The 22336-nt window shown below is 68.0% G+C and carries 23 protein-coding genes; 9 read left to right on the top strand and 14 right to left on the bottom strand.

From position 1 onward, the window contains the following. Positions 1–176 precede the first annotated feature (176 nt). Positions 177–560, bottom strand: coding sequence for a GntR family transcriptional regulator (locus tag AC5RWG_RS01240; RefSeq protein WP_493978542.1), 384 nt, complete (start codon positions 558–560; stop codon positions 177–179). A 109-nt stretch (positions 561–669) separates the two neighbouring features. On the opposite strand from AC5RWG_RS01240, the gene AC5RWG_RS01235 reads away from it, so the two are divergent. After that, positions 670–1314, top strand: coding sequence for an MBL fold metallo-hydrolase (locus tag AC5RWG_RS01235; RefSeq protein WP_493999632.1), 645 nt, complete (start codon positions 670–672; stop codon positions 1312–1314). A gap of 125 nt (positions 1315–1439) precedes the next feature. On the opposite strand, the gene AC5RWG_RS01230 is transcribed toward AC5RWG_RS01235, so the two are convergent. From AC5RWG_RS01230 to AC5RWG_RS01205, 6 genes are all read right to left on the bottom strand, one after another. Beyond that, a complete protein-coding gene (locus tag AC5RWG_RS01230) occupies positions 1440–2366 on the bottom strand; it encodes a DNA topoisomerase IB (protein WP_494001250.1) in 927 nt (308 codons plus the stop codon). A 32-nt stretch (positions 2367–2398) separates the two neighbouring features. Further along, positions 2399–2854: a hypothetical protein gene (locus AC5RWG_RS01225; RefSeq protein WP_493999631.1), complete on the bottom strand. Its 456-nt coding sequence runs from the start codon at positions 2852–2854 to the stop codon at positions 2399–2401. Positions 2855–3012: 158 nt separating this feature from the next. Then, positions 3013–3264 carry a hypothetical protein gene (locus AC5RWG_RS01220; RefSeq protein WP_493999630.1) on the bottom strand — a complete coding sequence of 84 codons (252 nt, stop codon included), beginning with the start codon at positions 3262–3264 and terminating at the stop codon, positions 3013–3015. 290 nt (positions 3265–3554) lie between these two features. Further along, positions 3555–3761 carry a hypothetical protein gene (locus AC5RWG_RS01215; protein WP_494166252.1) on the bottom strand — a complete coding sequence of 69 codons (207 nt, stop codon included), beginning with the start codon at positions 3759–3761 and terminating at the stop codon, positions 3555–3557. 14 nt (positions 3762–3775) lie between these two features. Continuing rightward, the gene (locus tag AC5RWG_RS01210) at positions 3776–4189 is read right to left on the bottom strand and encodes a CBS domain-containing protein (protein WP_493999628.1); all 414 of its coding nucleotides are present in this window, start codon (positions 4187–4189) and stop codon (positions 3776–3778) included. Positions 4190–4384: 195 nt separating this feature from the next. Next, positions 4385–4603 (bottom strand): CsbD family protein, encoded by a 219-nt coding sequence (locus tag AC5RWG_RS01205; RefSeq protein ID WP_493999627.1) that lies wholly within the window; start codon positions 4601–4603, stop codon positions 4385–4387. Between the two features lie 301 nt (positions 4604–4904). On the opposite strand from AC5RWG_RS01205, the gene AC5RWG_RS01200 reads away from it, so the two are divergent. Continuing rightward, on the top strand, positions 4905–5798 hold the full coding sequence (locus AC5RWG_RS01200; protein ID WP_493999626.1) for a glucose 1-dehydrogenase: 894 nt from the start codon (positions 4905–4907) through the stop codon (positions 5796–5798). 89 nt (positions 5799–5887) lie between these two features. On the opposite strand, the gene AC5RWG_RS01195 is transcribed toward AC5RWG_RS01200, so the two are convergent. Continuing rightward, positions 5888–6664 (bottom strand): trans-aconitate 2-methyltransferase, encoded by a 777-nt coding sequence (locus AC5RWG_RS01195; protein WP_493999625.1) that lies wholly within the window; start codon positions 6662–6664, stop codon positions 5888–5890. Positions 6665–6755: 91 nt separating this feature from the next. On the opposite strand from AC5RWG_RS01195, the gene AC5RWG_RS01190 reads away from it, so the two are divergent. The 4 genes from AC5RWG_RS01190 (at position 6756) to AC5RWG_RS01175 (ending at position 12438) form a co-directional block, all read left to right on the top strand. Further along, complete coding sequence (locus tag AC5RWG_RS01190) at positions 6756–9305, top strand: DEAD/DEAH box helicase (protein ID WP_494074521.1); 2550 nt, start codon at positions 6756–6758, stop codon at positions 9303–9305. A gap of 135 nt (positions 9306–9440) precedes the next feature. Next, positions 9441–10619 carry a zinc-dependent alcohol dehydrogenase gene (locus AC5RWG_RS01185; protein WP_493999623.1) on the top strand — a complete coding sequence of 393 codons (1179 nt, stop codon included), beginning with the start codon at positions 9441–9443 and terminating at the stop codon, positions 10617–10619. A 29-nt stretch (positions 10620–10648) separates the two neighbouring features. Then, positions 10649–11143, top strand: coding sequence for a GNAT family N-acetyltransferase (locus AC5RWG_RS01180; protein WP_493999622.1), 495 nt, complete (start codon positions 10649–10651; stop codon positions 11141–11143). Positions 11144–11181: 38 nt separating this feature from the next. After that, positions 11182–12438, top strand: a complete 1257-nt coding sequence (locus AC5RWG_RS01175; RefSeq protein ID WP_494001249.1) for an alpha/beta fold hydrolase — start codon at positions 11182–11184, stop codon at positions 12436–12438. Positions 12439–12492: 54 nt separating this feature from the next. Here the strand turns inward: AC5RWG_RS01175 and AC5RWG_RS01170 are convergent, their stop codons facing one another. The 3 genes from AC5RWG_RS01170 to uvrB all read right to left on the bottom strand — a co-directional run bounded on the left by AC5RWG_RS01170 (position 12493) and on the right by uvrB (position 17357). After that, positions 12493–13821: an MFS transporter gene (locus tag AC5RWG_RS01170; RefSeq protein WP_494074522.1), complete on the bottom strand. Its 1329-nt coding sequence runs from the start codon at positions 13819–13821 to the stop codon at positions 12493–12495. Positions 13822–13860: 39 nt separating this feature from the next. After that, positions 13861–15000, bottom strand: coding sequence for a TerC/Alx family metal homeostasis membrane protein (locus AC5RWG_RS01165; RefSeq protein WP_493999620.1), 1140 nt, complete (start codon positions 14998–15000; stop codon positions 13861–13863). Between the two features lie 260 nt (positions 15001–15260). After that, entirely contained in the window at positions 15261–17357 is a 2097-nt protein-coding gene (uvrB, locus tag AC5RWG_RS01160) for an excinuclease ABC subunit UvrB (protein WP_494074523.1), read from the bottom strand. A gap of 162 nt (positions 17358–17519) precedes the next feature. Between uvrB and AC5RWG_RS01155 the strand changes: the two genes are divergently transcribed. Next, entirely contained in the window at positions 17520–18353 is an 834-nt protein-coding gene (locus tag AC5RWG_RS01155) for a VOC family protein (protein WP_494023151.1), read from the top strand. 11 nt (positions 18354–18364) lie between these two features. Here AC5RWG_RS01155 and coaE read toward each other — a convergent pair whose 3' ends face one another. Beyond that, positions 18365–19576: a dephospho-CoA kinase gene (gene coaE, locus AC5RWG_RS01150; protein WP_494166251.1), complete on the bottom strand. Its 1212-nt coding sequence runs from the start codon at positions 19574–19576 to the stop codon at positions 18365–18367. A gap of 198 nt (positions 19577–19774) precedes the next feature. Then, positions 19775–20008 (bottom strand): DUF6480 family protein, encoded by a 234-nt coding sequence (locus AC5RWG_RS01145; protein WP_493999616.1) that lies wholly within the window; start codon positions 20006–20008, stop codon positions 19775–19777. 117 nt (positions 20009–20125) lie between these two features. Between AC5RWG_RS01145 and AC5RWG_RS01140 the strand changes: the two genes are divergently transcribed. Together AC5RWG_RS01140 and AC5RWG_RS01135 are read left to right on the top strand one after the other, a co-directional pair. Next, positions 20126–20800: an IMPACT family protein gene (locus AC5RWG_RS01140; RefSeq protein WP_494023153.1), complete on the top strand. Its 675-nt coding sequence runs from the start codon at positions 20126–20128 to the stop codon at positions 20798–20800. After that, complete coding sequence (locus AC5RWG_RS01135; protein ID WP_494023154.1) at positions 20793–21926, top strand: class I SAM-dependent methyltransferase; 1134 nt, start codon at positions 20793–20795, stop codon at positions 21924–21926. The genes AC5RWG_RS01140 and AC5RWG_RS01135 overlap by 8 nt, the downstream gene beginning before the upstream one ends. Positions 21927–21980: 54 nt before the next feature. Here AC5RWG_RS01135 and AC5RWG_RS01130 read toward each other — a convergent pair whose 3' ends face one another. Beyond that, entirely contained in the window at positions 21981–22289 is a 309-nt protein-coding gene (locus AC5RWG_RS01130; RefSeq protein WP_494013903.1) for a PRC-barrel domain-containing protein, read from the bottom strand. Between the last annotated feature and the right edge of the window lie 47 nt (positions 22290–22336).

The raw sequence follows: 22336 nt of genomic DNA, 5'->3' as shown, positions 1-22336 counted from the left end.
CAGACTCGGAATCGGTCGCCGGGACGGACGCTTCGCTTGCTTTTAGCACGGTATCTACTCTAATCGAAAATTCGTTCGAACTTGTATTACATCGGTCACGGCGGACGGCACCTGCGGACAGAGAGCGTCCGCAATCGTCGGCTCCCCGGCCGGCGCCAGACGACGCCTGATGCCGCCTACTTGATGCCGTGGCGCTCCAACGCGGCCTTGGCGGCGGCGAGTGCTTCCTTGCCGCCGATCCCTTGGCCGTGAACGGCGCGGGCGAATGCTTCGGCGGCATCGCCCAGTTGTTGCCGGGCCTTGCCGGCTCCGGCGCTGACCACGGTGCCGGCCCGGCCGTGGGTTTCCACCCGCCCGGCAGTTTCAAGCTCCCGGTAGGCGCGTGCCACGGTATTCGGGACCACACCCAGATGGTCGGCCAACCGCCTGACGGGCGGCAGCTTCGTGCCTACCGGGAGTTCGCCGGCATCGGCCGCTTCGATGATCCGCAGCCTCAACTGCTCGAAGAGCGGCACGGCGCTGTCGCGGTTCATCCGCCAGTCAAACTCGCTCGCTTCCATCGTCTGCGCCCGCTCCTCGTCGTGTCCCCAGCATCGCGCTGCCTGTCCGCTGCTACAACCAGAATGACATCCTGAGCCGTCCGGGTCGACTGTCGGTAGGCTGGGAAGCATGTTGCTTCACGAAGATCCTGCAGTCACCATCCGCGGTATTTCCGTTTCCGAGATGGACAACAACGTCTATCTGCTGACGGCCAAGGCTTCCGGCACCCAGGTGTTGATCGACGCCGCCGATGACTTTCCGGCCATCCAGCAACTGCTGCGCGAGGGCGCCGCGGATGCCGGGCGGCCGGCCGAGGTTGCCCTGATCGTGACCACGCACAGCCACTGGGACCATGTCCGGGCCCTGCCGGAGGCGGTGGCCGCTACCGGCGCCAAAACGGCGGCCGGGGTGGAGGATATTCCGCAGATCGAGGTGCGGACCGATGTTGCGCTCGAGCATCAGGACGTCGGCCGCTTCGACGGATTCTCGTTGGAAGCCATCAAGCTGCGCGGGCACACGCCGGGTTCCGTGGCGCTGCTCTACCGCGCACCCGAGGGTCCGCCGCACCTGTTCACCGGAGATTCCCTGTTTCCGGGCGGGCTGGGCAACACGCAGCAGGACCCGGAACGGTTTTCAACCCTCTTCAACGATGTGGCCGAACGGGTGTTCAACTACCTGCCCGACGACACGGTGGTCCATCCGGGCCATGGCGCCGGCACCACCCTCGGGGCAGAACGGCCTCATCTGGACGAGTGGAAATCGCGCGGCTGGTAGGGCGCATTCAACCCCGACAGACGTGGACGTTGGGGGGAATCCCGCCTGCCGGGGCTCTCTAATTCTAGCGCCGCGGGCTGCTTTCGCTCCCTTGCCACCCGAGGAAGGATGGCAGGCTGCCCCTGTCAGGCCAGGAAGGACGGCAGGCTGCGTTCCGCCGCGGAGTACGTGGCGGCGTCCGGGATCTGTCCCGCCATAAAGCGGTCCACGAGCCGCGGATCCACGTACGACTTGCGGGCGACGGCGGGCGTATTGCCCAGCCGCTCCGAGACGGCGTGCATGGCTGCGACCACGGCCTTGCGCCGTCCGGTGAGATTCGGCTTGCCGGTGTAGCCGGCCAGTGCCACGGCGGCCGTTACCGTTCCCTGCCACGTCCGGAAATCCTTGGCACTGAACTCCGGCCCGCAGAGTTCGTGGATAAACTCGTTCAACTCCGACGCGGCGAGCCCCGACCAGTCTCCGGTGCCGTTGCGGTAACCGATGGCCGGATCGTCGGCCTTCAGGGTCCGCACCGCCGCCAGCTGGACGGCGATATCCGGATCCTTCAGTTCCACGTCCCACTGCAGTCCGCTCTTCCCGGGAAAATGCAGCCGGACGGTATCTTCCCGCACCTGCACGTGGCGAACCAACAACGTCGTAACCCCGTAGGATCCGTTGTCTTCGGCGTAGACTTCCGAACCGATCCGCAACGACGCGCTGTCCAGCAGGCGGAAGGCAACGGCACAGGCCACCGGGCGGGTTCGTTCGCCGGACCTCAGCAGCCTCGTCACCTTGCGGCGCGCGGTGGTCAGGGTGGCTCCGAACGCCAGGGAGCGGTCAAACTTTTCGCGATCCCTCAGTTCCCGCCAACGGGCATGGTAGATGTATTGCCGCCGCCCGGCATCGTCGGTTCCCGCGGCCTGGATGTGCCCGTTGGGTGCCGGGCAGATCCACACATCCGACCACGCCGGCGGGACCGCCAACGCCTTGATCCTTCGGAGCTCGTCCCCGGCAGGCCTCGAACCGTCGGGGTTGCGGTAGGAGAACCCCGTCCCGTGGCGCCGGCGGGTGATGCCGGGTGCACGGACGTTGCTGCGCCTTAGCCTCAGACGGGCACCTCCATCTTAAATCCGCAGCTGCAGCGAAGGATTTCGACGTCGACCCGCACGGTAGGTAGCGGCCCGGTTTCCGGGGAGCCTGCATCCACGGGATCAACGATGGAGTGGTCGATGCGTTCCACCGGCTGCATGGGCTCCCCGCAGTGCATGTAGCCCTCGGCGCCGAAATCGATACCGACGCTCTCGGATTCCGTGGCCGGCACCTTGAAGGTTTCGTGCCCGTAGTAAGCGTCGCAGCGGCTGCACCAATAGCTGACGTCCCATCGCGGCAGTGCGGGCGCCCCGGCCTGCGGCGGCAGCAGCGTTACGGCATCGAAGACCAGGTACTCGTCGGTGCTGCAGGCAGAGCACGAGGGATCGGGCAACGCGCTTCCCGGTTCCCGGTCCTGGCCGGCATGGGCACTTGAACTGTCATTGGCAATCATGATCTTCTGCCCTTCCAATCTGCAATCCAACTAATGATAAGTATACTGTTTGTAACCCATCATACTGAGGTTGGAAAAGCAGCATAGGCGCCGCGGCGGCGCCCCCGAAAGGGTGTACGGCCGCCCGCGGCACGGGCCGCTTGGATCAGCCGCCACGAAAGCAGCCCCGGGCGGACCTAGCTGGTGCCGTCATACAGCGAGTCCGGCGGTTCGCCCCCTGGTTTGCCGTACAGGCCACGGACCCGCCGCTTGCTGGCCTGCAGCGCGTCCCTGCTGTCGCGCCGGTCCAGTTCAACGCGCAGTTCCTCCAAGCGAAACTCGGTCTCGGGGTCGGCCGCGCCGAACTGGATGCTTTCCCGCTCGAGCTGGCGCATGGCCCTGCCGTACAGTGCCAGCAGTTCGGGGTCCCCGAGGGGGGCCAGATCCATGGGAAATTCGTCGGCGGGTGACAGATGGCGGTGCCGCATCAGTCCCGCCCCAAACCGATGAAACCCCCTGCATACCGACCGGCATCGGACCTGTCCATGCGCAGCCTCCAGATAGCCCGGGAGCCGATTCGGCTCCAACTGCTGCGAGCTTACAAGCGCTTCCCCCCTCCGGCAACGAATGACTGTATTATCGCGCCGGCGCGGTTAATTTTACGCCTTGGTCTTGACAGGCGGCAGCCCGGGATGCCGTGGGCATCCCGGGCACCCGTCCGCCGGGGACGGCGGGATGATCATTCGTCGTAGCGTTCTTCCCGGATGGTTCCGAACGGGACCTCCTCGGCCGCCATGGCTTGCACTTCGTTGGGGAGGAAGCGGACCAGCACGCCGCGATCGCCTTCGGCGGCCGATTGCTTCAGCACCGGCAGGATCGCGTCGGCCTGGGTCGGCTCACATCCGGCCAGGTACCTGGCATACGCCTCCGGCAACTGCTCCGACATCATGGCCGCCGGGATCAGTAGGAGATGAACTCGACCAGTTCACCCACCCGGTCCTCCGGATAGTTGCGGGCGACGTCAGCCTGGCTGAGTATTCCGACCAGGTCGTGTCCATCGATGACCGGCAGCCGGCGCACCTGATGGTCCTGCATGGTTCTGATGGCCTCTTCGATGCTGTCGTCCGCGCCGATGGTCACCGGCTTGCCTTGGCCCAGTTCGCCCGCTTTCACCTCGCGCGGGTCCCGCCCGTCGGCCAGGCACTTGACCACAATGTCGCGGTCGGTGACCATGCCCTTGAGCCTGTTGTCCTCACCGCAAATGGGCAACGACCCCACGTCGAGGTCCCGCATTTTTTGCGCGGCCAGCTCCAGCGTCTCGTTCTCGCCAATGCATTCAACACCACCGGTCATGATTTCCCTTGCGGTTGTCACGGATATCAGTCCCTTCAGGTAGTTCGAGCCGCTTCGCGCACCGTCCGGCCAGCGGGGACGAGCACGCCAAGCTGATTTATAAGGTTACTTACAATTACCACAGGGCGCGGGGGAATTGAAGGGCGGCCCGCGCCTTAAGCCACGGAGCCCCCGTGAACCAGCGGCTCACGGGGGCTCAGTGACAAAGGAACCGGATCAGCGCCTGGCGCCGCCTTCGGTGTCGTCGGCAACACGGTCGGCGTCCTCGTTCAGGTGGGCCTTGGCGTCGGCGATCTTGTCCTTGGCCTCGCCCTCGACCTGCTGGCCCTTGCCCTTCAGCTGCTGGGACTTGTCATCCCTCGCCTCGCCGACGGCTTCGTTGACCTTGCCGGTCACCTTGTCCTTCGCAGCATCGAACTTGTCGCCCATACCCATATCAGCACCTCTTTCGGTTCAGGTTTTCCTACAGGTTTAGCCAGAGTATCGCGCCGCGGGCCAAGTAGAAAGCTTGCTGACCTTCGGGCCGGTTCGCCCGGGGCCGACCCTTCGCGCTTCCGGATCCTTACGGGAGGGCAGGCCGCTACCCGGCTGTACGACCCGATGCACGACAGCGTAGGGTGGCATCACGATCAGCATACTGACCATACCGGCCGCTCCCCGGCCACGCCTTCCACTCCAGTGGAGCACCAACGGTGCCGGCGGAGCCTTCGCAGCGGCCGTTAGAAGGGAGCCAGACATGACGGATCAGTACACCTTCCAGAATCCGGTAGACCGTTTTCCCAGCATCTCGCCGCCCAAACAGAGCCAGCCGGAGCCCGGGCTGGACAAAGAGCTGGAGCCCGAGACCGACCGCGGCGAAGAGTCGTACCGCGGCACCGGCCGGCTGACCGGCCGCAAGGCCCTGATCACGGGAGCTGACTCCGGCATCGGCGCCGCCGTCGCCATCGGGTTCGCCCGCGAGGGAGCCGACGTCGCCCTCTCCTACCTTCCGGCGGAGGAATCCGATGCCCGGCACGTCGCTTCGGTCATCGAGCAGGATGGCCGGAAGGCGGTGCTGCTTCCGGGCGATATTTCCGATGCCGAGGCGTCCCGCGAGCTGGTCGCCAAGGCGGTGGAACAGTTGGGCGGGCTGGACATCCTGGTCAACAACGCAGGGCGCCAAATCGCCGTCGAGAAAATCGAAGACATCAGCGACGAACAGTTCGAGGACACGTTCCGCACAAATGTTTTTGCCATGTTTTGGATCACCAAGGCCGCCGTGCCGCACATGCCGCCGGGCTCGACGATCATCAACACGACCTCGGTCCAGGCCTACAATCCCTCGCCGGTCCTGCTGGACTACGCCTCCACCAAGGCGGCCATCAACAACTTCACCAAGGGTCTTGCGCAGCAGCTGGCAAGCCGCGGGATCCGGGTCAACGCCGTGGCCCCCGGCCCCTTCTGGACCCCGTTGCAGGTCAGCGCGGGACAGCCGAAGGAAAAGCTGCCGGAGTTTGGCAAAAACGTTCCCCTCGGCCGTGCCGGGCAGCCCACCGAACTGGCGCCGGCCTACGTCTATCTGGCCTCGCCGGAGTCGAGCTACGTTTCCGGCGAGACGCTGAACGTCAACGGCGGAACGCCCACGCCGTAGAAGCGAAACGCCCGGCCTTCGAGGACCGCCCCTGCGCCGCACACCGGGTCGCGGGGCGGTCGTCCGGAGGAAAGCGGAGAACAGAAGACTCAGCCGAGCTTGCGCCCCACCGCGAAGATCCGGCGGAATCCGAACACGGTTCCGTGCTCGCCGGCCGGGTAGGCGTCGCGCAGCAGCGTGGCGTACTCTGATTCGAACTTGGCCGCTTCTGCCGCCGGCAGGGCGGCCAGGACGGGGCGCAAGCCGGTCCCCCTGACCCACTCCAGCACCGGATCCGGCCCCTGGAGCAACTGCTGGTAGGTCGTTTCCCAGACGTCGGCGTCACAGCCTTCGTCCCGTAGCAGCATGAGGTAGTCCTCGGGTTCGGAGACCGCGTCCTCGTGGCGAAGCACCCCGTCCAGCCGGCGATGCCACCGCGGCGAGCCGGCGAGCGCCCGCATGAGCGCGTGCGACGGCGCGGCGAAGTTGCCGGGTACCTGCACGGCGAGCCAACTGCCGGGCTTCATGGCGCGCAGCCAGGAACGCATGAGGTCCTGGTGCCCGGGCACCCACTGCAGCGCGGCGTTGGACACCAGCACGTCCAGCTCCGCCGGAGGGGTCCAGGTCCGGATATCCCCGGCCGCGAACGATAACCTGGCCGAGGTGTGCCGCTGCTGCGCCTGCCGGATCATCTCGGGCGAGGAATCCACTCCGGTGATGCTGGCGGCGGGCCAGCGGTCGGCGAGCGCCGCCGTCAGGCCGCCCGGGCCGCAGCCCAGATCCACCACCACTGCGGGGTCGTCGGCGGCGATCCTTCCGGTCAGGTCAAAAAACGGCCGGTCGCGGTGGCCGGCGAATTCCACATACTTCTGCGGGTCCCAGTGCATGGGCAGTACGTTACGCCACGCCCCCGCCGGGGCGGCGCACCGCCGGGTGCCCGCATGGCGCGGCGCGACCACCGCATAAGCTGGAAACAACATGAATCTTCTCCAGCTCCTGCCGGGTACCGGCACTGCCTCAGATCCCGACGACGTCTACACCTGGTTCACCGAGTGGGTCGAATCCCGTGGAATGTCGCTCTACCCTGCCCAGGACGAGGCCGTCATGGAGCTGGTCACCGGCAACAACGTCATCCTGGCTACCCCCACCGGGTCGGGGAAGTCGTTGGTCGCGATCGCGGCCCACTTCCACGCCATGTCCGCCGGGACCGTCAGCTATTACACGGCACCCATCAAGGCGCTCGTGTCGGAGAAGTTCTTCGCCCTGTGCGACATCTTCGGCCCGGAGAACGTCGGCATGGTCACCGGCGACTCGTCGGTCAACCAGGACGCCCCGATCATCTGCTGCACCGCCGAGATACTGGCCAACATCGCGTTGCGTGAGGGCTCCGCCGCGGACCTTGGCACGGTGGTCATGGACGAGTTCCACTACTACTCCGACCCGCAGCGCGGCTGGGCCTGGCAGGTGCCGCTGCTGGAACTGCCGCAGGCGCAGTTCCTGCTGATGTCCGCGACGCTGGGCGACGTGACCCGATTCGAGAAGGAACTCACCGACCTCACCGGCAGGGCGACGGTCACCGTCAGTTCGGCCGAACGCCCCATTCCGCTGCATTACTACTATGTGCAGACCAGCGTGCAGGAGTCGCTGGAGGAACTGCTCTCCACCAGGCAGGTACCCGTCTACGTGGTGCACTTCAGCCAGCTGGAAGCCATTGAGCGCGCACAGAACCTCATGAGCATCAACGTCTGCACCCGGGAGGAGAAGGACCGCATCGCGGAACTGATCTCCGGTTTCCGGTTCGCGGCCGGCTTCGGCAAGACCCTCAACCGCCTGGTCCGGCACGGCATTGGCGTCCATCACGCGGGCATGCTGCCCAAGTACCGCCGGCTCGTGGAGCAGTTGGCGCAGGCCGGGCTGCTGAAGGTCATCTGCGGCACCGACACCCTGGGGGTGGGCATCAACGTGCCCATCCGCACCGTGCTGCTGACCGCCTTGAGCAAGTACGACGGCGTGCGCACCCGCCTGCTCAACGCGCGCGAATTCCATCAGATCGCCGGGCGGGCGGGCCGGGCCGGCTATGACACGGCGGGCACCGTCGTCGTGCAGGCCCCGGAACACGTGGTGGAGAACACCAAGGCGATGGCCAAGGCGGTGGCCAAGTTCGGCGACGACCAGAAAAAACTTCGCCAGGTGGTGAAGAAGAAGCCGCCGACCGGCTTCGTGAGCTGGGGCGAACCGACCTTCCACAAGCTGGTGGAGAGCGACCCCGAACCGCTGACGTCCAGCTTTTCCATCAGCCACGCGATGCTGCTGAACATTCTCGAGCGCCCCGGGGACCCGTTCGCCGCCGCCAAACGGCTGCTGACACGCAACCACGAAACACGCGCGTCCCAGCTGAAGCTGATCAAGAAGGCACTGGGCATTTACCGGGAGCTGGTGGTTTCCGGCCTGGTGGAACGCCTCGACGCGCCGGACGAGCACGGGCACCTCGTCCGGCTGAAGGTGGAGCTGCAGCCGAATTTCGCGCTGAACCAACCGCTTTCCCCGTTCGCCGTGGCCAGCCTGGACCTGCTGGACCCCGAGGACGGCGGCTATGCACTGGACGTGGTCTCCATCATCGAGGCCACGCTGGAGAAGCCCCGCCAGATCCTGTCCGCGCAGGAGAAGAAGGCACGCGGCGAAGCCGTGGCTGCGATGAAGGCCGACGGCATCGAATACGACCAGCGGATGGCCCTGCTGGACGAGGTCACCTACCCGCAGCCGCTGGCCGAGCTGCTCGAGGCCGCCTTCGAGACCTACCGCCACGGTGCGCCCTGGCTGGGCGATTTTGAACTGGCGCCGAAGTCGGTGATCCGTGACATGTACGAACGGGCGATGAATTTCGGCGAGTTCGTGCAGTTCTACGGGCTGGCCCGCAGCGAGGGCATAGTGCTCCGCTACCTGACCGACGGCTACAAGGCACTGCGGCAGACCGTGCCGGCCGAGGCCCTGCGCGAGGACCTGGCCGACATCATCGCCTGGCTGGGCGAGCTGGTGCGGCAGGTCGACTCCAGCCTGCTGGACGAGTGGGAAGAACTCGCCGCGGGCAAGGGCGCCGCAGATCTGGCGGCCGAGCACGCCGCCGAGTCGGTGTTCACGCAGGAGCCGCCGAAGCTGACGGATAACATCCGGGCCTTCCGCGTGATGGTGCGCAACGAGTTGTTCCGCCGGGTGGAACTGTTCGCCGAGGAGCAGGAAGAGGAGCTCGGTGCCCTGGATGCCGATGCGGGCTGGGACGCCGACCGCTGGGCGGACGCGATGGACGCCTACTACGAGGAGTACGACGACCTCGGCATCGGGCCGGATGCGCGCGGACCGGCGCTGCTGATCATCGAGGAGCAGCCGGCCGTCTGGAAGGTGCGGCAGATCTTTGATGACCCGGCCGGCAACCGGGACTGGGGCATCAGCGCCGAGGTGGACCTTGCCGCCAGCAACGAGACGGGAGCGGCCGCGATCCGGATTCTCGACGTCGGACCGGCCGGCGGCTGAGGTCGGCGGGTCGGCCCGGGCCGGCCGGCGGCTTCCGCTTGCAGGCGGTTGGCGGCGACCCTAGGGTGGTAAGCACACTTACCTTCCGGGGGGCGCGGCCTGCGCTCCCCCGGGCGGCGCGACAGGGGGACAAGCGTGAAAGCACTGACCTGGCAAGGCAAACGGAAGCTGAGCGTCGAGCAGGTTCCGGACCCGGTGCTGCGGGAACCCACGGACGCCATCATCAGGGTGACCTCCACCGCCATCTGCGGATCCGATCTGCACCTCTACGAGCTGTTTGGCCCGTTCCTGTCGCCCGGCGACGTCCTGGGCCATGAACCCATGGGGATCGTCGAGGAGACCGGAAGCGCCGTGCCGGGGCTCAAGCCCGGCGACCGGGTGGTGGTTCCCTTCAACATCGCGTGCGGGCGCTGCCACATGTGCAGCCGGGGGTTGCAGTCGCAGTGCGAAACCACGCAGGTCAAGGACAAGGGTTCAGGTGCCGCACTGTTCGGCTACACCGAGCTCTACGGCTCGGTTCCGGGCGGGCAGGCCGAGTTCCTGCGCGTCCCGCACGCGGACTACGGCCCCATCAAGATCGAGGACAGCCAGGCGCCGGACGAGCAATACCTGTTCCTCTCCGACATCCTCCCGACCGCGTGGCAGGCGGTGGCCTACGCCCAGGTTCCCGACGGCGGCACGCTGGCGGTTTTCGGGCTCGGGCCGGTCGGCCAGTTCGCCGCCCGCATCGGCCGCCATCTGGGCCACCGCGTGATCGGGATCGACCTTGTTCCGGAGCGGCTGGAAATGGCCCGCAGGCACGGCATCGAGACCCTGATGTGGGGACCAAAGATCGCCGACGAACTGCGCGACGCGACCCGGGGCCGCGGTCCGGAGTCGGTGGTCGACGCCGTCGGCATGGAGGCGCACGGCGCGACCGCGGCGGCCACCGCGCAATTCGCCGTCGGACTCCTCCCCGACCCCGTGGCCAGGAAGCTGATGTCGACGGCAGGGCTGGACCGCCTCTCCGTCCTGCACGCCGCGATCGACGCCGTGGCCCGCGGCGGCACCATCTCGCTGTCCGGCGTCTACGCCGGCCAGGCCGACCCCATGCCGATGCTGACGCTCTTCGACAAGCAGGTCACGCTGCGGATGGGCCAGTGCAACGTCCGGCGCTGGATCGACGATGTGCTGCCGCTGGCGGCTGATCCGGCGGATCCGCTCGGCGTCGGCGACCTGGTCACGCACACGGCCCCGCTGGCTCAGGCCCCGGAAATGTACGAGAAATTCCAGAAGAAGGACGACGGCTGCATCAAGGTGGTGCTCAAGCCGTAGCGCCCGCTCCGGGACGCTAGGCTTTTGTCATGTCTGTGATCCGCCCGGCCGACGAAGCCGATGTCCCCGTTATCCTCGACCTGATCCGCGACCTGGCCGTGTACGAGAAGGAACCGGACGCGGTCAAAACCACGCCCGAACAGCTGCGGCACGCCCTGTTTTCGGCCCGGCCGTCGGTCTTCGCGCACGTGGCGGAAGACGACGGCGGTGTGCAGGGTTTCGCCCTCTGGTTCCGGAACTTTTCCACGTGGGAGGGTGTGCACGGCATCTATTTGGAGGACCTGTATGTACGGCCCGAGGCCCGCGGACGCGGCTACGGCAAGGCCCTGCTGCAGACGTTGGCCAGCCACGCGGTGGCGTCGGGGTACGCCCGGGTGGAGTGGGCGGTACTGAACTGGAACCGCCCGTCCATCGACTTCTACCGCAGCCTCGGCGCCCGGATGCAGGAGGAATGGTCGACGTTCCGGCTGGCCGGCGACGCCCTCGCCTCGTTCGGCTCGGGCGCCGGCCGGGTGCACCCGTGACCGGACACCGAGTGACCGGAACGCACCGCATCCGCGGCATGCGGACGGCCGGGTATTTCTTTGACGTGCCGCTCGACCATGCGGATCCGGACGGCGAAACCCTCGAGATCTTCGCCCGCGAGTATTCATCCCTGGAACACGACGACGGCGCCGCGGCGCGTCTGCCGTGGCTGCTGTTCCTGCAGGGCGGGCCCGGCGGCCGAGGCAACCGGGTGACGTCGTTGTCCGGCTGGATGAAGGAGGCGGCCAAGACCTTCCGCATCCTCATGCTGGACCAGCGCGGCACCGGCCTCTCCTCCCCCGTGAACCGGCAGACGCTGCCGTTGCGCGGCGACGCGGCGGCGCAGGCGGCCTTCCTGTGCCATTTCCGTGCGGACTCGATCGTGCGTGACGCCGAGCTGATCCGGCAGGAGCTCGGCAGCGGACCGTGGAGCATCTTCGGGCAGAGCTACGGCGGCTTCTGTGCGCTGACCTACCTCTCCCTCGCACCCGAGGGGCTGCGGGAAGTGCTGATCACCGGCGGCCTGGCCCCGCTGGCGGGAGGAGCCGAGCAGGTCTACCGGGCCACGTTTCCCCGGGTGGAAGCACGCAACCGGGAATACTTCGCCCGCTACCCGGAAGACCGGGCCCGGGTCACCGCCGTCGCACGACACCTGGAATCGGTGCCCGAGTACCTGCCGTCCGGCGAGCGACTGACCACCGGCCGGTTTCAGATGGCCGGGTCGTTTTTGGGCGGCAACACCCGGATCGACGCCCTGCACTACCTGCTGGAGGACGCCTTTGTCCCGACGCCGTCCGGCCGGCGGCTCTCGGATACCTTCCTTGAGCAGGTCTCCGCGCTGGCGGGCCGTGCTTCCAACCCCCTCTATGCCCTGATGCACGAATCCATCTATGCTCAGGGCGAAGCGACCGGGTGGGCGGCGTGGCGCGTGCTCCGGGAGTTCCCGCAGTTCGCCCCGGAGGCGGACGAGCCGCTGCTCACCGGCGAGATGGTCTATCCCTGGTACTTCGAGCAGGACCCGGCCCTGGTGCCGCTGCGGGAGGTGGCCGAGCTGCTGGCGGCGAAGTCGGACTGGCCGGCGCTCTACGACGCCGACCGGCTGGCCGGGAACGACGTCCCCGCCGCCGCGGCCGTCTATCGCGACGACATTTACGTGGAGCGCGGCCTGTCCCTGGAAACGGCCGCGCGGGTGAAGGGGCTGCAGGTCTGGGAAACCGGTGAGTTCCATCACGACGGCATTGCGGACGACGGCGAGGCCGTCTTCCGGCGCCTGCTCGGCATGGTCCGGGGCTGACTGCCGTCCCTCACGGCCCGGCAAACGTGCCCGAATGCGCTTTTACCCGATGGCTCACGATGGGCTCCTGTCGCCGACACCCACGCCTGCCGGGATGCCCCGGCTGCGGGCGGCGAAAGCCATCGCCAGCAAGACGCAGGCAACGACGGCGGCCGCCGCGTTCAGGCCGCCGAACCCCAGGGCGGCCAGCAGCGGGCCGGACAGGGCTGCCCCCATGGCCCCGGCGGCGCCCATCAGCGTGTCGGACAGGCCTTGGGCCGGCACGCGGCCGGACTCCGGCACCGACTCGGCCAACAGCGTGGAGCCGGCAATCACCGAGGCCGACCACCCCAGGCCCAGCAACACCAGACCGGCACCCACCAGCCACGTGTCCTGCTGTCCCAACCCGGCCAGCGCCGTCGCGGCCAGGAGGACCAGTTGCCCGGCCGCTATGGTGCGGGTTCGTCCCAGCCGGTCGGTCAGCCAGCCCATCAGCGGCGAGAGTGCGTACATGCCGGCCAGGTGCAGCGAGATCGTGAAGCCGATGATGGCGAACGTGTCTGTCTGGCTGTGCTGGTGCCCGCCGGCATGGTCCAGCGCCTGCAGGTGCACGGGCGTCATGGACATCACCGCTACCATCACCAGCTGGGCGCCCACCACGCACGCCAATCCGAGCGCGGCCATGGGATGGTGCCGGATCGCCGCCACGCCCGTCCGCAGGGTTCCGCGGCGGTTGACCGGTAGGGCTTCCCCGCCGCCGCGTGCGCGCGCATAGCCCAACGGGTCCGGCCGCAGGCCCACCAGCAGCAGCGCCGCGCCGATGGCCATGCCCGCCATCGAGAACAGGAATGGTCCGGAGGATTCGGGCAACCCGAGCGCAGCGCCCAATTCGGCGCCCGGGCGGATCAGGTTGGGGCCGGCCACGGCACCGACCGTGATGGACCAGACCACGAAGGCCAGGTCCCGGCCGCGATGCTGTGGCACGGCCAGGTCCACCGCCGCGAAACGGGCCTGCAGGTTGGCCGCGTTGCCGACCCCCAAGAGGGCGGAGCCGGCCAGCAGCACCGCAAAGGATCCGGTGACCGGTGCCAGCGCCATCAACGCCGAACCCAGCAGGGCCAGCAGCAGACCGGTGACCAGCGCCCGCCGGCGTCCGGAACGGGCGGCGACACCGGCCAACGGCAGCGCCGCCAGCGCGCCCGCCAGTGCTATCGCCATCGTGGACGTTCCCGCCAGGGCCTCGCTGCCGGTGAGCTCCACGGCCAGCAGCGAGCCGATGGCCAGCCCGGCGCCGTGGCCCAAGCCGCTGAACAGCTGGGCCAGGGACAGGGAAACAACGACGCGGCGCTGAACGGCCCTCGTGCGAGGGTCTGCGTTCAGCGCCGCGTCTGGTTGCTGGGTCACACGCCGATCCTAGTCGACCTGCAACCGATTAAACCGCCGTTACTCGGTGTCGGACTTGGCGCGCTCGGCCTCCGACTGGACGCGCTCAGCGTTGGACCGGGCCGGCTCGGCGTCGGCCCGGGCGGCCTCGCTGTCGGCCCTTGCGGCCTCGCTGTCGGCCCTTGCGCGCTCGGCGTCCTTCGCCAGCCGCGCATCGATGGCTGCCTGACGGCCGGCCGGGCTGAGCAGGCTGGCCACCGTGGCGACCACCAGGGTGCCGATGATCACTCCGAGCGACAGCTGGGTGCTGATCTCCGGGACCCACTCGACGTGCTGGCCGCCGTTGATGAACGGCAACTCGTTCTCGTGCAGCGCGTGGAAGATCAGCTTCACGCCGATGAAGGCCAGGATGACCGACAGCCCGTGCTTGAGGTAGACCAGGCGGTCCATCAGGCCGCCCAACAGGAAGTAAAGCTGGCGCAGACCCATCAGCGCGAAGATGTTCGCCGTGAAGACGATGAACGCGCTCTGGGTGAGGCCGAAGATCGCCGGGATGGAGTCTACAGCGAACAGCAGGTCGGTCATACCGATGGTAATGAAGACCATGACCATGGGGGTGAACAGGCGCTTGCCGTCGACCGTGGTGCGCAGCTTGTTGCCGTCGTAGTGCTCGCTGACCGGCAGCTTCTTGGTCAGCCGGGAGATCAGCCCGGACTCGGAGCCCTCTTCCTCGTCCTCGCCCGAGTCTGTTGCCTGCTTCCAGGCGGTCCAGAGCAGGAACGCCCCGAAGATGTAGAAGACCCAGCTGAACTGGGCGATCAGCGTCGCGCCCAGCAAGATGAAGATGCCCCGCAGGATCAGCGCGATGATGATGCCGAACATCAGCACTTCCTGCTGGTACTTCCTCGGCACGGAGAACCTGGCCATGATGATGATGAAGACAAACAGGTTGTCCACGCTGAGGCTGTACTCGGTGATCCAGCCCGCCACGAATTCCTGGCCGTAGTCGGGTCCGGCCTGCCAAAACAGCATGCCCGCGAAGATCAGCGCCAGGGTGACGTAGAAACCGACCCAGAGGCCGGCTTCCTTCATGGACGGCTCGTGCGGCCGCTTGACCACGTACAGCAGGTCGAACAGCAGGATGGCGCCCAGGACCACGAAGGACGTGATCTCAAAGGACAGCGATAATTGGTCCGACACGGAACCTTGCCTTTCACAGAAGATGCCGCGCGGGTGCGGTGCGCGGGTGCGAGTGTTCGCCGCAAGTCTCTCCGCCTGCCGCTCTGCGGCCAGGCCACTGCGCCCGGCGGGGCGTCGATGCCCCGCGTGTTGACGTCCACAGTGTTCGGGATACTCCCCTACGCTCGGTCAAGTGTAGCGCAGGTGCGCGTGACGACGGCGGGTGCGCACCGCCGTCGTCGTTTCACCGCCGGAAGTGCGGGCGGCAGGCTGTTGAGGGCCTAGGCGTGGCCCGCGGCGCGCATCTGCCGGAGGTCCTTCTTCAGGTCGGAGACCTCGTCGCGCAGCCGGGCAGCCAGCTCAAACTGCAGCTCCGCCGCGGCGGCGTGCATCTGCTCCGTCATCTGGGCGATCAGCTCGCCCAAATCCTCGGCCGGTGCCGCAGCCAGGCCGTCGCGGCGGATCTTGTCCTTGGGCACGGCGGCGGACAACCCCCGCTTGCCCTTGCCGTAGTCGAACTCCTTGAGAAGTTGCTCGGTGTCGGCGTCCTCGCGGGCCAGCTGGTCGGTGATGTCGGCGATCCGCTTCCGCAGGGGCTGCGGGTCCACCCCGTGTTTCTTGTTGTGCGCGACCTGGATCTCCCGGCGGCGGTTCGTCTCCTCGATCGCCTTGGCCATCGAGTCGGTGATCTTGTCCGCGTACATGTGCACCTGCCCCGACACGTTGCGGGCGGCACGGCCGATGGTCTGGATCAGCGAGGTGCTGCTGCGCAGGAAGCCTTCCTTGTCTGCGTCCAGGATGGCGACCAGCGAGACCTCCGGCAGGTCCAGGCCCTCGCGCAGCAGGTTGATGCCCACCAGCACGTCGAATGTGCCCATCCGCAGCTCGCGGAGCAGTTCGACCCGGCGAAGGGTGTCCACGTCGGAGTGCAGGTACTGGACCTTCACGCCGTGCTCGTTCAGGTAGTCGGTGAGGTCCTCGGCCATCCGCTTGGTCAACGTGGTGACCAGGACGCGTTCGTTACGCTCCACGCGCGCATTGATCTCGCCCAGCAGGTCGTCGATCTGGCCCTTGGTCGGCTTGACGATGACCTCGGGGTCCACCAGGCCCGTGGGCCGGATGATCTGCTGGACATAGCCGTCGGACTTGGACAGCTCGTACTTGCCCGGCGTGGCGGAGAGGTAGACGGTCTGGCCGATCCGTTCCAGGAACTCGTCCCACTTCAGCGGCCGGTTGTCCATCGCGGACGGCAGGCGGAAACCGTAGTCCACCAGATTGCGCTTGCGGGACATGTCGCCCTCGTACATCGCGCCGATCTGCGGCACAGTAACGTGCGATTCGTCGATCACCAGCAGGAAATCGTCCGGGAAGTAATCCAGCAGGCAGTGCGGCGCGGTGCCCGGACCGCGGCCGTCGATATGCCGCGAGTAGTTCTCGATGCCGTTGCAGAACCCCATCTGCTGCATCATTTCGAGGTCATAGGTGGTGCGCATCCGCAGCCGCTGCGCCTCCACCAGCTTGTTCTGCGACTCCAGGACCTGCAGCCGGTCGCGCAGTTCGTCCTCGATGTCCCTGATCGCCCGGCTCATCCGGTCCTCACCGGCCACATAATGCGATGCCGGGAAGACGTACATTTCAGTCTCTTCGCGGATGATCTCCCCGGTAACGGGATGCAGCGTCTGGATGTTCTCGATTTCGTCCCCGAAGAACTCGATCCGCACGGCCAGTTCCTCGTACATCGGAATGATCTCCACGGTGTCGCCCCGGACCCGGAACGTGCCCCGGTGGAAGTCGATGTCGTTGCGGGCATATTGCATGGCGACGAACCGGCGCAGCATGTCATCCCGGTTCATTTCCGCGCCCTTACGGAGCGTGACCATGCCGGCGATGTATTCTTCCGGCGTGCCCAGACCGTAGATGCAGGACACGGTGGCCACCACGATGACGTCGCGCCGGGTCAGCAGCGCGTTGGTGGCAGAGTGGCGCAAACGTTCGACTTCCTCATTGATGGAGGAGTCCTTCTCGATGAAAGTATCCGTCTGTGCCACGTAGGCTTCCGGCTGGTAGTAGTCGTAATAGGAGACGAAGTACTCCACGGCGTTGTTGGGCAGCAGCTCACGGAACTCGTTGGCCAGCTGCGCGGCCAGGGTCTTGTTTTGCACCAGCACCAGGGTGGGCCGCTGCACCTTTTCCACCAGCCAGGCGGTGGTCGCGGACTTGCCGGTGCCGGTGGCACCGAGCAGCACGATGTCCTTCTCGCCCGCCTGGATCCGTTCGGTCAGTTCTGCGATGGCGGCCGGCTGGTCGCCGGCGGGCTGGAATTCGCTGACGACTTCGAAGGGCGCCACAACGCGTTTGATGTCCTGCGCAAGACTCATGACGTTAACGGTAGACCCGATTGCGGTCAGGCTGGGTCCGGAATCGCTCTGGGCCTAACCCGGGCAGCGGATCCGCGCGTGCCTTGCCCGCTGACCATTGCCCGGTAGCCGCCGCGTGCGGTAAATCTGTGGGTGCAGCCGACGATGAACGGAAGGCACGCCATGGACCTCGTCCGGACCTATCCCGAGGGTGTGACGTCGTGGATCGACGTCGAACACCGTGACCTTGAGGCGGCCAAGGACTTCTACGGCGGGATCTTTGGCTGGACCTTCGCCGAGGCCACTCCGCCGGGGGTATCTCCGCGCTATGTGATCGCCAGGCTCGACGGCCGGGACGTTGCCGGCCTCGGCGAGGGCACAGCGGGCGCCACCCCCGCGTGGAACACGTACGTCGCCGTCTTGGATTCGGAAGCGGCGGCGGAGAGGATCCGCTCCGCGGGCGGTCAGGTGCTCTCCGGCCCGGCCGACGCAGGTGACGGCGGCCGGGCGACGCTGTGTGCGGATCCGGCCGGCGTCCCGTTCCGGCTCTGGCAGGCGCGGAACCGGCCGGGTGCCCAGGCGGTCAATATGCCGGGCGCCTGGAACTTCAGCGACCTGCACGCCGCCGATCCCGCCGCAGCGTCGGCCTTCTACGGAGAGGTCTTCGGCTGGCGCTTCGACGACGTCGGTTTCGGCAGCATGATTCGCGTCCCCGGCTATGGCGACCACCTGCAGGCGACCAGTGATCCCGGCATCCGCGAGCGCCAGTCGGGCATCAACGTCCCGCCGGGATTCGCCGATGCCATCGGGTGGCTCACGGGCCTGCAGCCCGGCGAGACGGCACACTGGCACGTGGCGTTCACGGTCGCCGACCGCGACGAGACCGCCGCCGAGGCTGAACGCCGGGGCGGGACGGTGCTTGGCCAAACCACGTCCGACTGGACCCGGGATGCCCTGATCCGGGACCCGCAGGGCGCCGTGTTCACCGCCAGCCAGTTCGCCCCGTCCGCGGGGTGAGGCCGGCGCCGCTAGCTGCCGACGGCGGGCGGTTTCCACCCGGTGTCCCGGGCCCATTCGTTCATCTGCGGATCGGCCGTCCGGCTGAACCAGTCGTCCTTCGCACGTGCGTAGGCGCCGGTGGAGGGGTCGGACGCATGCAGGCTGGCGAGCCGACGCTTCTCGGCCAGATAGGCCGCAGCCGCGCGGGGGTTGGCCCGCAGCCAGTCGCGGAACAGCAGGGCGTAGCGCCACCCCGGGGAACCTGCTGCCCGGATGTGGACGTTGACGGCGCGGCCCGGGTCGGCGTTGCCGTGCAGTCTTTTCTGCCAGTCCCCGGGCTCCGGGTGCTGTGGTCTCGGGGTGTCACGCCAGGTGCCGGGCCAGCGCGGGAAGCCGGCGGCCGCGAGTGCGTCCGCGGCGGAGTCGGCGTCGTCCAGGCTGCCCACGGTCACCTGCAGGTCCAGCACGTCCTTGGCCGGCAGCCCCGGAACGGCGGTCGAACCAACATGGTCGACGGCAAGGATGCGCGGGTCGGCGCGGCTGATCCGCGCCGCGAGCAGGGCTGCCTGCGTGGGCCAGTGTGGCTGGGGGTCGAGCAAGACCGGCGGGCCGGTGCGCGGAGCCAGCCGCCCGGCCAAGAGGTTGCGGTTGAAGGGCATCAGGCGTTCCGCCCAGAGCGCGTCCAGCGCCGCTGACAATTCCTCCCGGCTGCCGTTGTTTTCCAGCACGACGTCGGCGGCGGCCCGGCGTTCGGCCGCCGAGGCCTGGGCGGCGATGCGGGAGCGGGCGTCGGTTTCGCTCATGCCGCGGTCCTCCACCATGCGCCGCAGCCGCTCGGCTTCGGGCGCATCGATCACCAGCACCAGGTGGAAGGAGGGGCTCTGCCCGGTTTCCACCAGCAGCGGGATGTCCTGCACCAGGATGGCGCCCTCGCCCGCCGCCGCCGCCCGCGCGGCAGCGGTGGCGCGGACCAGCGGGTGCACGATCCCGTTCAGGCGCTCGCGGTGTTCGGGATCGTTGAAGACCAGGGCACCGAGCGCCGGACGGTCAAGCCGGCCGTCGGCCGTGAGGATCCCGGGGCCGAACGCGTCGACGACGGCGCGCAGGCCGTCGGTGCCGGGCTCTACCACTTCCCGGGCGATGGCATCGGCGTCGATGAGGGTGGCGCCGAGCTCGGCCAGCCGCCGGGCAGCCAGCGATTTTCCGGCGGCGATGCCTCCGGTGAGTCCGATTCTGAGCACGGCCTTAGTCTAGCCAGCACGCGGACAGGCAACGCGCCACCGCGGGCCCAACGTGCTGCGGGCGGTCCGGGCGCCGGCCCGCCCGCGTCCTTCCTCCGCACCGGGCCCGCCGTCGTCCTGCCGGGCACTGGCCCGCCGTCGTCCTGCCTCCGCAAGCCTCGGTGCCCTGCCTCCCCCGGGCTTTGGTGCCCGGGCCCGCTACTCCTCGTGCCCTTGGTCTGCGCTCATCTGGTCTTCGGCGGGCGGCGTTTCTCCGGGCGGAACGCCACCGCCGGGTTCCAGTCCGGTGATGTTCTGGCTCTCGGGATCGGGGTTGGCCGAGTCGCCTTGGTCGGCCGATACCCGGCCTTCGTTGACGCCCTCAGGTGCGGCCGGGCCGTGGCCCTTTCCGCCTGAAACACGGGGGTCGAATTCCGGTTGGTTTTTCGCCATGGTTCCGCCGTTCGTTGCGCTTTCCGGCCGCACCGCGGGCGCGGCCCTGTGCACCCACACTAGGCACGCGTGAGCCCCCCGGACAAGGGACCGGGCGGGCGCACTAGGCTGGATCCTATGGTTCCCCCGTCCCCCGGCAGCAGCTACACCACGGTAGCCGGCGAGCACCGGCACGAGATCGAAATCAAACGCTCGAGGTTCATCACGGTGCTGCGGCGGGTGGAAACGGAGCAAGAAGCCCGCGGCCTGGTCGCGGAGCTGCGCCGCGAATTCCACGACGCCCGGCACCACTGCAGTGCCTTCCTGCTGGGCCCGGACCGGGGCGTCCAGCGCTCCAACGACGACGGCGAGCCCGCCGGCACGGCCGGGGCGCCCATGCTGGAGGCCCTGCTCAAACGCGAGACGGCGCCCGGGGTGACGGACCTCAGCGACGTCGCGGCCGTCGTCGTCCGCTATTTCGGGGGCGTCCTGCTGGGAGCCGGAGGACTGGTGCGGGCCTATTCGGAGTCGGTGTCGCAGGCCGTGGCGGCCGCGCCGCTGGTCCGGCGGCGCCGGATGCGCCTGTTCGCGGTGCCGGCGGCGCATGCCCACGCCGGGCGTTTGGAAAATGACCTGCGCGCGGCGGGCACCGTGGTGCTTGGCAGCGAGTACGGAGCCGACGGGGTCCGGATCAGCCTGGCGATCGACGACGAGCCAGCGGTCATTTCCCGGTTCGAGGAGCAGCTTGCCGCGCTGACCTCGGGTGGTTCGGGCGCGGACCCGCTGGGCACGAAATGGGTGGACCTTGACTGAGCGGCCCGCGTTCGATTATCCCGAGCTCCGGCGCTGGCCGGATGTGGAGGCTGACAACCTCTTCGCCTACGACGCGGCGGACAGGTTGCTCCTGGACACCGCCGCGCCCCTGTTGGACGGCGTGGACGGCAGCCGGATCACGGTCGTCAACGACCACTACGGGGCGCTGACGCTGGCCCTCGCGGCAGCCGGCAAGCAGGGCATGCGCGTGATTCAGGACCCGCTCAGCTCCGAGCGGGCCCTGGCCAACAACGCCGCGCGGATGGGACTGGCAGGCTACCGGAATTTCCTGCTGGAACCGGCGGCGTTCGACGACGCACGGCTCGTGCTGCTGCAGTTGCCCCGCGCGCTGGATGCGCTGGAGGAGATCGCCGGCTGTATCGCGGCGGCCGCCTCGCCGGGCGTCACCGTACTGGCGGGCGGGCGCGTCAAGCACATGACCACCGCGATGAATTCCGTGCTCGGCGCCTCCTTCTCTTCCGTGACCGCGGGGCTGGCGCGGCAGAAGGCACGCGTGCTCACGGCCACGGGTCCGCTGCCGGCGACGGGCGGGCGCTTTCCCCTGGCGGAAGAGCATGACGTCGGGCTGCCGGTTCCGTTGCGACTGCTTGCCTTCGGCGGCACCTTCGGCGGGCCCAAGCTGGATCCCGGGACACGGTTCCTGCTGCCCTTGTTGGCGGGCGCCCGGCAGGCGGAGCGCGCCGTCGACCTCGGTTGCGGCAACGGATCCATCGCGGCCTATCTGGCCCTCTCACGCCCGGGCATGCGGGTACTGGCCACCGACCAGTCGGCCTCCGCCGTCGCGTCGGCACGTGCAACGGCGGAAGCAAACGCCGTGGCGGACCGCGTGCAGGTTTGCCGGGACGATGCGCTGTCCACACTACCGGCGGCCTCCGAGCAGCTGGTTGTGCTCAACCCGCCGTTCCACATTGGCAACGCCGTGCACGCGGGCATCGCGCTGAAGCTCTTCGCCGACGCCGGGCGGGTGCTGGGGCCGGCCGGGGAACTCTGGACTGTCTGGAACAGCCACCTGGCCTACAAGCCGGCGCTGAACCGGCTCGTGGGTCCCACCCGGCAGGTGGCGAGGAACTCCAAGTTCACGGTCACCGTCAGCACACGGCGCTGAGGAGCGGCTCCCGCGTGCCTGGGCGTCTGCTGCCGTTTCGCCGCCCGAGCTGCCCTAGGTCCCGTAGTACCTGCGTAACTCGGCCTCTTCCTCAGGGGTGAGGCTGTCGGACGCGTCCGGCGAGGGCGAGTCCTTGATGGTGTCATGGCTGTAGGCGACATACACGTCGCGTGACTCGATGCGGGCTCCGGCGACCGGCACGAACTTTTCGCGGGTGTCGGCCAGGCCCAGGCCAACCGTGAGCCAGGTGATGGTTCCGGTCTCCGGATCCTGGTGGACCTGCCCCACCACGCCCAGTTTCTGCTGCTCGCTGTCCCACACTGTGGATCGCTGCAAGGCGTGAATGTCGACTTTTTCTGCCATGTTCTCTCCATTCCGGCCAACGGCCTGCGTGGGTGTGCGTACGTTCC

This window comes from Arthrobacter sp. Y3221160 (assembly GCF_059092585.1).
The sequence above is the reverse complement of the archived record's forward strand: the minus strand, read 5'-3'. Positions and strand labels throughout refer to the sequence as shown.

Excerpts from the sequence above, each read along its gene's own strand:
- AC5RWG_RS01240 (WP_493978542.1), bottom strand. The coding sequence starts at position 560 with ATGGAAGCGAGCGAGTTTGACTGGCGGATGAACCGCGACAGCGCCGTG.
- AC5RWG_RS01235 (WP_493999632.1), top strand. The coding sequence starts at position 670 with ATGTTGCTTCACGAAGATCCTGCAGTCACCATCCGCGGTATTTCCGTT.
- AC5RWG_RS01220 (WP_493999630.1), bottom strand. The coding sequence starts at position 3,264 with ATGGATCTGGCCCCCCTCGGGGACCCCGAACTGCTGGCACTGTACGGC.
- AC5RWG_RS01215 (WP_494166252.1), bottom strand. The coding sequence starts at position 3,761 with ATGTCGGAGCAGTTGCCGGAGGCGTATGCCAGGTACCTGGCCGGATGT.
- AC5RWG_RS01205 (WP_493999627.1), bottom strand. The coding sequence starts at position 4,603 with ATGGGTATGGGCGACAAGTTCGATGCTGCGAAGGACAAGGTGACCGGC.
- AC5RWG_RS01200 (WP_493999626.1), top strand. The coding sequence starts at position 4,905 with ATGACGGATCAGTACACCTTCCAGAATCCGGTAGACCGTTTTCCCAGC.
- AC5RWG_RS01195 (WP_493999625.1), bottom strand. The coding sequence starts at position 6,664 with ATGCACTGGGACCCGCAGAAGTATGTGGAATTCGCCGGCCACCGCGAC.
- AC5RWG_RS01190 (WP_494074521.1), top strand. The coding sequence starts at position 6,756 with ATGAATCTTCTCCAGCTCCTGCCGGGTACCGGCACTGCCTCAGATCCC.
- AC5RWG_RS01180 (WP_493999622.1), top strand. The coding sequence starts at position 10,649 with ATGTCTGTGATCCGCCCGGCCGACGAAGCCGATGTCCCCGTTATCCTC.
- AC5RWG_RS01175 (WP_494001249.1), top strand. The coding sequence starts at position 11,182 with ATGCGGACGGCCGGGTATTTCTTTGACGTGCCGCTCGACCATGCGGAT.
- uvrB (WP_494074523.1), bottom strand. The coding sequence starts at position 17,357 with ATGAGTCTTGCGCAGGACATCAAACGCGTTGTGGCGCCCTTCGAAGTC.
- AC5RWG_RS01155 (WP_494023151.1), top strand. The coding sequence starts at position 17,520 with ATGGACCTCGTCCGGACCTATCCCGAGGGTGTGACGTCGTGGATCGAC.
- AC5RWG_RS01145 (WP_493999616.1), bottom strand. The coding sequence starts at position 20,008 with ATGGCGAAAAACCAACCGGAATTCGACCCCCGTGTTTCAGGCGGAAAG.
- AC5RWG_RS01140 (WP_494023153.1), top strand. The coding sequence starts at position 20,126 with ATGGTTCCCCCGTCCCCCGGCAGCAGCTACACCACGGTAGCCGGCGAG.
- AC5RWG_RS01130 (WP_494013903.1), bottom strand. The coding sequence starts at position 22,289 with ATGGCAGAAAAAGTCGACATTCACGCCTTGCAGCGATCCACAGTGTGG.